Source organism: Streptomyces sp. UG1 (assembly GCF_049974585.1).
Lineage (GTDB): Bacteria > Actinomycetota > Actinomycetes > Streptomycetales > Streptomycetaceae > Streptomyces.
Genome location: NZ_JBNGGG010000104.1, coordinates 1 through 8,958, shown reverse-complemented (window position 1 = coordinate 8,958; position 8,958 = coordinate 1). Strand labels below are relative to the sequence as shown.

The 8,958-nt window shown below is 67.1% G+C and carries 9 protein-coding genes; 2 read left to right on the top strand and 7 right to left on the bottom strand.

All coding sequences use genetic code 11. The features are described from left to right. Positions 1 to 641 precede the first annotated feature (641 nt). Positions 642 to 2,180 carry an MFS transporter gene (locus ACP4J3_RS50235; protein ID WP_426544923.1) on the bottom strand — a complete coding sequence of 513 codons (1,539 nt, stop codon included), beginning with the start codon at positions 2,178 to 2,180 and terminating at the stop codon, positions 642 to 644. A 116-nt stretch (positions 2,181 to 2,296) separates the two neighbouring features. Here ACP4J3_RS50235 and ACP4J3_RS50230 point away from each other — a divergent pair, with 116 nt between their 5' ends. Beyond that, positions 2,297 to 2,662 (top strand): winged helix-turn-helix transcriptional regulator, encoded by a 366-nt coding sequence (locus ACP4J3_RS50230; protein WP_426544921.1) that lies wholly within the window; start codon positions 2,297 to 2,299, stop codon positions 2,660 to 2,662. 27 nt (positions 2,663 to 2,689) lie between these two features. Here ACP4J3_RS50230 and ACP4J3_RS50225 read toward each other — a convergent pair whose 3' ends face one another. The 6 genes from ACP4J3_RS50225 to ACP4J3_RS50200 form a co-directional block, all read right to left on the bottom strand. Next, positions 2,690 to 3,301: a malonic semialdehyde reductase gene (locus ACP4J3_RS50225; protein ID WP_426544919.1), complete on the bottom strand. Its 612-nt coding sequence runs from the start codon at positions 3,299 to 3,301 to the stop codon at positions 2,690 to 2,692. 13 nt (positions 3,302 to 3,314) lie between these two features. Next, on the bottom strand, positions 3,315 to 4,628 hold the full coding sequence (locus tag ACP4J3_RS50220) for an NtaA/DmoA family FMN-dependent monooxygenase (RefSeq protein ID WP_426544917.1): 1,314 nt from the start codon (positions 4,626 to 4,628) through the stop codon (positions 3,315 to 3,317). Beyond that, positions 4,625 to 5,434: a creatininase family protein gene (locus ACP4J3_RS50215; RefSeq protein WP_426544915.1), complete on the bottom strand. Its 810-nt coding sequence runs from the start codon at positions 5,432 to 5,434 to the stop codon at positions 4,625 to 4,627. Before ACP4J3_RS50215 ends, ACP4J3_RS50220 begins: the two co-directional genes overlap by 4 nt. Before the next feature lie 35 nt (positions 5,435 to 5,469). Then, positions 5,470 to 6,366, bottom strand: coding sequence for a dihydroorotate dehydrogenase (locus ACP4J3_RS50210; protein ID WP_426544913.1), 897 nt, complete (start codon positions 6,364 to 6,366; stop codon positions 5,470 to 5,472). Between the two features lie 45 nt (positions 6,367 to 6,411). Beyond that, a complete protein-coding gene (locus ACP4J3_RS50205; protein WP_426544911.1) occupies positions 6,412 to 7,080 on the bottom strand; it encodes a hypothetical protein in 669 nt (222 codons plus the stop codon). A gap of 112 nt (positions 7,081 to 7,192) precedes the next feature. Next, a complete protein-coding gene (locus ACP4J3_RS50200) occupies positions 7,193 to 7,660 on the bottom strand; it encodes a flavin reductase family protein (protein ID WP_426544909.1) in 468 nt (155 codons plus the stop codon). 203 nt (positions 7,661 to 7,863) lie between these two features. On the opposite strand from ACP4J3_RS50200, the gene ACP4J3_RS50195 reads away from it, so the two are divergent. Beyond that, positions 7,864 to 8,853 carry an Lrp/AsnC family transcriptional regulator gene (locus tag ACP4J3_RS50195; RefSeq protein WP_426544907.1) on the top strand — a complete coding sequence of 330 codons (990 nt, stop codon included), beginning with the start codon at positions 7,864 to 7,866 and terminating at the stop codon, positions 8,851 to 8,853. Positions 8,854 to 8,958 lie beyond the last annotated feature (105 nt).

Here is an 8,958-nt window from a genome sequence, read left to right as displayed (position 1 = left end):
CAGTCCCGCTGACTACGAGGCCGCCCTGGCGGCCTGACCACCACACCGATGGTGTCCGTCAAAGCGAAACAAGCTCATTGACGGCCTCTCTGCAGATCAGGAGCCTTTCCCGGAGTGCCCCCGGCAGGATTCGAACCTGCACACACGGCTCCGGAGCGTTGGATTCCTGCGCGTTTTCGCAGGTCAACGGCCTGCCTGAAGGATTGTCAGGCTCGCCGTCCCGCGCATGTCCCGCGGAAATGAAATGCCCGGTTCGCTCGTCTTATCCCGATCATTCCCTGCGGTGGTCGATCCATGCCTCGTGATGTAGATCACGACTTCCTCGGTCGAGCGTAGGGGGTATATGGTGCGCCCCTCAATCGAACAGCGGGGCGGTCTGGAGTGCCGCGGGTCGGAGGAGTGAGCCGGTTGCGCGCCTGGCTTGCTCAGGGCGCTCCCGCGCGGTGGTCGGGGGTGAACGGGTGGTCGGCGACCGTGCCCCGTGGCTTGTCGTCCCGATGGGGTGCAGCGGGTGCCCATTCCGAGGTTCCGGCCCCCCTGGCGAGGGTTCGGCCCAAAGTCCATCGCCGTCGCTGTGCGCGAGCCGGCGCGGCGGGCCTGCCTCGCACCGGGTGACGAAGCGGTCATGACCTTCGGGCTGGTCATCCCCTCTTCGGCGGGCGCAGCAGGACCGCCGCCATAGCGGCGGTGACGACCAGGCCGGCCGCGGCGAGGGCCACCACGGTGGTGAAGCCGTGGTCGTACGCCTGTTGTGCCGCGCGCAGCAACGTCTGCGCCGTCTGGGACGGAAGCTGCGATGTGAGGTCGTCGGCGTCCGTGAACGACTCCTCGGCCGTTGCCCTTTGGTCCGGGTCGAGCCCAGGTACCTGGGGCAGGCCGGTTCGGTATACGGCGGTCAGGATGGTGCCGAGGACGGCGACGCCGAGGCCCGCGCCGAGTTCGAAGGACGTCTCCTGGATGGCGGCCGCCTCCCCGGAGCGTTCGGGCTGCGCGGCGCTCATGATGGAGTCGGCGCCCAGGGTCATCACGATGCCGGCGCCGTATCCCGCGCCCAGCAACGGCATGAGCAGTACCCAGTAGTGGGCGGTGTCGCCGACGATGGCCATGGTGGCAAGGGCGGTGGCGAAGAGGGCGAGTGCCCCGGTGAGCGTCCACCGGTTGCCCCAGTGGCTCGCGGCCCAGGGTGCCGTGACGGCGCCGACGGCGTTGGCGCCGGCGAGTGGCATCAGCGCGAGTCCGGCGAGCACCGGCGAGTAGTCTCCCACCTGCTGGAACCACTGGGTGAGGAAGAACAGCAGGGCGACGTAAGAGCCGAAGCAGCCGATGACGCACAAGGTGGCGGTGGTGAAGCGGCGTTCGCGGAAGAGGGAGAAGTCCAGCAGCGGTTCGGCGATGCGCCACTGACGGCGTACGAAGACGTAGAGCAGGACGCTCCCGACGGCGGCCGTGGTGACGATGACGCCGTTCACGCCTGCGTGCTCGCCCGCCTGCTTGAGTGCGTAGACCACTCCGGCCAGGCCGGTGACGGACAGCGCCACACTGGCCAGGTCCCAGCGGCGGGGCACGGGGTTTCGCGACTCGGGGATGACCCGGGCGCCGACGGCCAGGATGACGACGATGACGGGGACGTTGATCAGGAAGACCGCGCCCCAGCCCCACTTCGCGGTGACCAGACCGCCGACCAGCGGACCGATCGTGGCGCCGACGCTGTGGGCGGAGGTCCAGATGCCGAGGGCGACGGCCCGCTCGCGGTCGTCGGTGAAGACGACCCTGATGATCGCCACTGTAGACGCCATGATCATCGCCGCGCCGACTCCGAGTGCGGCGCGCGCGGCGATGAGTTGCGCCGTCGATGTTGAGAAGGCGGCCGCCGCCGAGGCGAGACCGAAGGTGACGAAGCCGCTGAGCACCATGCGGCGCCGGCCGATCCGGTCGCCGAGCGTGCCACAGGTCACGAGCAGGGCAGCGAGCGTGAGCGAGTAGACGTCGACGATCCACAGCAGCTGCGCGGGAGAGGGCTGGAGCTGCCGGCTCATGCTGGGCACGGCGACGTGCAGCACGGTGAGGTCGATACCGCACAGCAGCAGGCTGCCTGAAACCACGGCCAGAACCAGCCACCGCTGCCTCGGCGGCGGGGCGGCTGAATGCTCCGTGTGCTCCGTCTCTTCGATTGCTCGCACCGGTGCGGGTGCCTCCTTGTTTGACATATTCTCAGTTTCAGGACGTACCAACATGGGCCACAAGTACGGTCTTTGGCGTCCCCTAGTGCCGCGCGGTATACCAATGGAGGTCAGGCGTGCGTTCCAGCGTCGAAGAAGCACCGGATCACTGCGCGATCGAGTTCGCCATGGAGATGCTCGGGGGCCGTTGGAAACTGGCCATTCTCAAGCAGCTGGTCGCGGGAACCCATCGATTCGGTGAACTGAGGCGCGCGCTGCCGGGCATCACCCAGCGCATGCTGACCCGCCAGTTACGTGAGCTGGAGGCCGACGGCCTGGTGACGCGGACCGTGTACCGCGAGGTGCCGCCGCGGGTCGAGTACGCGCTCACCGATGTCGGGCACAGCCTGGATTCCATCACGGATGAGCTGGACAAGTGGGGCCGCTGGTACCGCGAGACAGTACGCCGGGAGGTGCCGTCCGGCCCTCGCCCGCCTGTGTGAGCTGGGCGAAGGCCGGACGGCTCGGCATCACAGTGTCCTGCACACCTCGCTGTGCGCCAGGCGTGGCCTGCGCGGCCGTTCCCCGGACTGCTCGGGCCGGCCGATGTTCACCACGAGCAGCGCCGAAAGGTCGCCGGCCGGGAAGAACTCCCGGTTGACGCCGTCTTCATCGAAGCCGCTCATGGGTCCGGCGGCCAGGCCCGCGGCTCGTATCCCGATGATGAAATAGGCGGCTTGCAATGCGCCGTTCAGTGACGCAGATCGTTCCCGTAGGGCGTGATTCTCGGCGTACAGATCCGCGGCTCCGGGGAATTCGGGAAACAACCTGGCGAGTTTCCGGTGGAATTCGTTGTCCACCGCTAGTAAGGAGGTCAGCGGTGCCCGCAGGGTTTTCTCCCGGTTGCTCCGTGAGAGATGAACGGCCAGTCGTTCGCGGCTCTCCGGGGAGCGGAGCAGGAAGATCCTGAGGGGCTGCTGGTTGAAAGCGGTCGGGCCGTAGCGGACCAGGTCGTACACGGCCTCGATCGTCTCGTCGGGGACTGGTTCGTCGGTGAAACGGTCCGCGGTTCGCGCCTGCCTGAACAGCAGGTCCTGGGCGGTTGCGTCCAGGACCAGCCGGGGTGTCGTGGAGGTCGTCATCCTGCGGTCGGTGTCAGAATTCCGCGAGGTTCTGCCGGAGCGTGTTCCCCGGCGTGTATGCCGACCGGGTCAGGTCACGGCGTTGCAGCGCGGGCACGAGGCCGTCGGTGACCTCGGCGACCCAGCGGCGGTTCAGCCGCAGCACCGGGGTCGTCAGCATGAAGCCATCCCCGCCGACCTCCTCCATCACCTCGCCCATCCGCTCGGCCACCTGATCCGGGGTGCCGACCAACTCCACCGAGGAGACCAGTCCTCCGGCGGCGTCCATCACCAGCTCCCGCAAGGTCTTGCCGCTGCCCCACTGCTGGAGCTGGTCCAGTGACCCCTGTTCGCCGTTGGTCTCCAACCGGTACGGCAGAGGCTTGTCCAGGTCGAACTGGGCGAAGTCGATCTCTGTGAGCGCGGACGTCTCGGCGAGGATGTCGTGGATGAACTGCGGCGAGGAGATCATCCGCTCGTATTTGTCCCGCGCGTCCTGCTCGGTCTCCCCGAGCGTGGGCGTCACGCAGAACAGCACCTTGACATCGTCGGGATCACGGCCGGCCGCCTCGGCGTGCTTGCGCACGTCGTCACGGAACTCCTTCATCCCGGTCACACCGTTGGCGATGGCGATGACCGAGTCCGCGTTGCGGGCGGCGAAGACCCGGCCCCGGGGCGAGGCACCGGCCTGGACGAACGCGGGCCGATGCTGTGGGGAGGGCACGGTGTTCAACGGGCCCCGCACACTGAAGTGCTCGCCCTTGAAGTGGATCGGGCGGACCTTCGTGTGGTCGGCGTAGATCCCGTTCTCCCGGTCGAGTACGACGGCGTCCGCGTCCCAGGAAGCGAACAACTGCCGGACGACGTCGACGTACTCGTCGGCCATGGCATAACGCACATCCCGGGGCGGCAGCTTGTCCAGGCCGAAGTTCTGCGCGGCCAGATCCTCGGCGCTGGTGACGATGTTCCAGCCGAAGCGCCCGCCGAGCATGCTGTCCATCGTCGAGGCGAGCCGCGCGGTCATGAACGGCGGGTACGCCATGGTCGACAGGGTGGCGACGATGCCCAGGTGGGAGGTGGCCAGCCCCATCGCGGCGGCCAGCGGAACCGGGTCGTGCTTGGGGACGACCATGCCCTGCCGGAGCGCCCGCTCGGAGGAACCGCCGTAGCTCTCCGGGACCATGAGCTTGTCCTCGATGATCACGTAGTCGAAGCAGGCGCGTTCGAGCGCCTGGGCCACCTCCGTGTGGAACTGGCCGTCCCAGGGTGAGCCTCCGGTGCCGAAAGGACCCTGCCAGTCGTCCGGGGTGAAGTTGAAGATGCAGGCGAGATGGAACTTTCGTGTCACGGTTGCTTCCCTCCGGACGGTGCGGTGGATCGGTGCTCCGGGGCGGTACGTCGGCGATCAGGCTGGATCCATGCGAACAACAGCCCCTCGCCGTCGCGCACCAGGGTGGTCGCTTCGTCGACGACATGGCGCAGGAGCTTCTCGCCCAGTGCGGCGCTCGATCCCGACGTCGAGGAGAGGATGCCGTGGTTGGTGGTCTTCTCGACGTCGACGGGATGGAGGTAGACACCAGCCCGTGGCGGCTGATTGTGGTCGGGGCGCTGGTCGGTGACGAGGTCGGGACGCAGATGGAGCATCAGACTTGTCTCGGTGACTCCCGCGTGCTCGGCGTGCCAGCCGGGGAAGCGGGGGATCTCGGCGTCGGTGAAGGAGGCGCGCACCAGGCTCCACCAGCTGAACGCGAAAACCTCCTTGCCGTCCAGCAGCCCCTGCTCACGTACCTGGTCCAGCGCCTCGAAGAGGAACGGTTCGTTCTCGTAGTGACCGTTGACCACGATGAAGCGGGCCATCGGGAGCGCCGCCAGGGAACTGATCGCCTCTCGCAGGAAACGGATCAGAGTGTCGCCGGCGACGTGCACGGTGCCGGGAAAGTGCAGTCCGCCGCCGCTCTGCGGCAGTGAGCGCGCGCCGATCGCCTGGGCGGGGAGGGTGAAGGCATCCAGTTCTCGCGCGATCTCGTCGGCGACGGCTTCTGCGAGGAGCAGATCGACCGAGAGGGGCAGATGCGGGCCGTGCTGCTCGACGGCTCCGATGGGCCAGATGACGCTACGTCCACGTACGGCCTCGGTGACCTGACTGCTCGTCATGTCGGTAAGGCGAAGGGCGCCCGGCTGCCCGCCCGTCATGTGACCGCCCCCTCGGGCTCGCGGCCCGCGGGAGCAGGGGCGTCGGCCTGCGCCCCGACCAGTTCCCGGGTCTCCGCCAGGATGCGCTCCAGCGTCTGGTACATGTCGGTGTGCAGGGCCGTGTAGACCTGCACGGCGTTCGCGCCGACGCTGAGGTAGTCGGCCACATCGCGGCCGCCGCCGACACCACCGCAGCCCAGGACGGGCAGGTCGATGCCTCGTCGGCGCAGTTGCCAGATGGCGGCGAGGACCAGTGGCTTGATGCCGGGCCCCGAGTATCCGAAGACACCGTTGAGTTCCAGGTCACCCGTCGCCGGGGACACGGCGGCCCCCGAGATGGTGTCGCTGACGGTGACGGCGTCCGCCCCGCCGGCGATAGCGGCGCGGACCCGGTCCTGCAGGCCCTCGCCGATGGCCAGCTTGACCGACATGGGCAGGCTGGTGCGGCTGCGGGTTTCGGAGGTGTAGGCGTAGACCCGGTCGGGGTTGTCGTCCTCCAGTCCGTCTTCCTCGTTGAGGCACGAGATGCCGAGTTCCAGCGCCCGGCAGCCCGTCGCCTCGACGTCCCTGGCCAGCGCAGCCAGTTCGGCCGGGGAGCCGGCATGGAGGGAGGCGATGACGGGAAGCCGGTCGTCGGCGAACGAACGCAGCACCTGAAGCCAGTGGTTGACCGACCGCTTGGAGTACGTGGTGCTGTTGAGCATGCCGACCGGCAGCCGTAATATCCGCTCATCCAGCCCTTGGGGAGGGCTGGGGTGGATGGTCTTGGTGACTACGGCACCGGCGCCTCTTTCTATGAGTTTGCGGATGTTGCGTTCCTGGTCCGTCAGCAGTCCGGATCCGACGATCACAGGGTTGGTGATCGGCAGGCCCAGAATGGTCACATCGGACACTGATGTCTCCGTCCGGCGAATGAGCGGATGGGTGGCAAAAGGGCTCTACGCGACGAGACTCGCGCCGATCGCCTCTCGCTGCCGCTCGGTCGCCGCGAGCACGGCGTCAATAAGCAGGCTCGGCTTCTCGGTGAACTCCTCGAAGTCAATGGCCTGGACGAACCCCACCCGGTGCAGCCCCTTAAGAAGGTGGCTCGCCGACTCGACGAAGGGCTGCTTGGTGATCAGCACGATGGGGCGCCCCAAAGCCGTGGCCCAGCCGAGTTCAACATGGGTGCCGTCCGTACGCCGCAGCGTCTGGTCCTCCAGCACGGGAAGGACGGGCACGAAGACATCGCACTTCTTCATCCAGCGGAAGTCGCGCACGGAGACCTGCTCCGGTGTGAAAGCCGCGGTCTCGGCGCCGAACTTCTCGACGACGTGCGCCGAGAAGATGTTGCCACCGTGCTCTGTGACCGTATCGATCGCCGTGGTGATCGCGTCCTGTAAGTGACCGACAAAACCTTTCTCCAGAATGGCGTGCTGGATCGGCCCTCCGACGAAGACGTCAAGTCCCGTCAGTAGACCGGACTTCTGTGCGGACGCCTCTTCCTGGACAGTGGTCTGTGGCATGGCGATGTTGCTCCTTTTCATGAGGTAAGTGCCTGTTGAGACGGGCGCCTTGGAAGGGAGGATGGTCGAGGTGGTGATCGTGTTCCACGGCTGAGACACCATGGTGGCCGCTGTGGGCAGGCGTTCGCGCAGGCGTCGTCCCGCCCAGCAGGGCCGCAGTGTGTTGCGCTGCAGAGCCGGGGTGGCGTGTGTGCCGTCGGCGCGAAGGCCGAGCTCAGTGTGAGTCGGCGAGCCGTGTATAGCGGCCGCGGTGGTACAGCAGGGGTGCCTGCGGCTGGGCCGACGCCTCGAGCCGGCATACATCGCCGATCACCACGAGGTGGTCGCCGCCGTCGTACTCGGCGTGCAGCCGACAGTCGATCCACGCCGCCGCGCCGGCCAGTCGGGGGGAGCCGTTCGGCGACGCGGCCCATTCGACGTTCCGGAACTTGTCACCGCCAGAGCGCGCGAACTGCTCACTGAGCGGGCGCTGGTGCTGCGCGAGCACGTTCACGCAGAACCACGAGCGGGTCCTGATAGCGGGCCAGCTCGTCGAGGTGCGGCTGACACCCAGGATCACACGCGGCGGGTCTAGGGAGAGAGACGAGAACGCCTGACAGGTGAATCCGACAGGCGCCTCCGGCCCCATGGCGGTGACCACGGTGACGCCGGAACAGAACTGTCCCATGACCGAGCGGAACACGCTGGAGGTGATGGGGTCCTGGACTGCTGCGGAGGTGCTCTCGCCTAACAAGCTCTGTCCTCTCGGCCCGTGACGGCCTGTTCGGATACAACCAGCTCACCACGTGTCACTGTTCGTGGCGGCTACAACAGTCTGCCGTAGACGATTGAATCCGACAACACCCATTCCCTGAGTGATAAAGATCCTGCCATCATGCTGCTGTGATGAATGAATCCGACAACCTTGAGTGGATTGACCAACGCATCGTGGCGGCTCTCCAGGTCAACCCCCGCGCTGGCGTTGCCGAGATGGGACGCATCCTGGGTGAGCACGAGCGATCAGTGGCACGACGGGTCCAGCGGCTCCTCGCCGCGGGCGTCGTCCATTGCACGGCGGAGTACGACATGTTGCGGTGCGGGCTCGGCCACGCGGTGCAGGTTCGCCTCAAGACCCGCAGAGACTGTCTGGAAGCCGTTACCGGAGCATTGGCAAAGCGCACCGATGTTCCTAACGTCGCCGCCGTGAGCGGAGGGAGTGGCCTCCTCTGGTGCGTCGTACTGGCACCGTCCCAGCCTCTCCTGCACTCCCTGATGGCGGAGGGAATTCCCGGCCTCCCCGACGCCGACGTGCTCGACGCGCACATCACGCTGCGCCATTTCAAGACCGAGGCGCAGTGGCACGCCCCTGTCCTGACCGAAGAGGAGGAAACGCGCTTGCGGGCAAGCATCGTCCAGCCCTTGCCCAGCCTTGCCGACCGATACGAACTCACGCCCACCGACCAACTCGTGGCCGAATCCTTGATCGGCGACGCGCGCATCAGCCTGACGGACCTCGCCAGGGAACTCGGCTTCTCGACCGCCACGGCCGGACGGCGAGTCGCCGCTCTACTGGAGCGCCGGGTGCTTCACCTGCGTACGGTGGTGGACCCGGCCCGGGTAGGCCGTCCCGTCGAGGCACGCGTCCGGCTGAAAGTACACCCCGCAGGGATCGAAACGGTGGGCGAAAGCCTGGCCGCTTGCCCCGATGTGCGCTTCTGCGCCGCCGTGACAGGACGGCACAACCTGCTGGCGGATGTGTGCCTGGAGCACGAGACCCACCTGTACGGCTTCCTCACCGACAGGCTCGGATCGTTTCCGCACATCCTCGACCTCGACACAGAGATCGTTACCCACACCTACAAGCGCGGACCTGTCCTGAACGGCGTACTTCAGTAGGCCACCAGATGCCGCACCGCACCCAAACCGCGACCACGGGAGCCCCCTCTTGGCCATGCCAAAATCCACGACGACCAAGCACATCTTCGTCACCGGGGGTGTCGC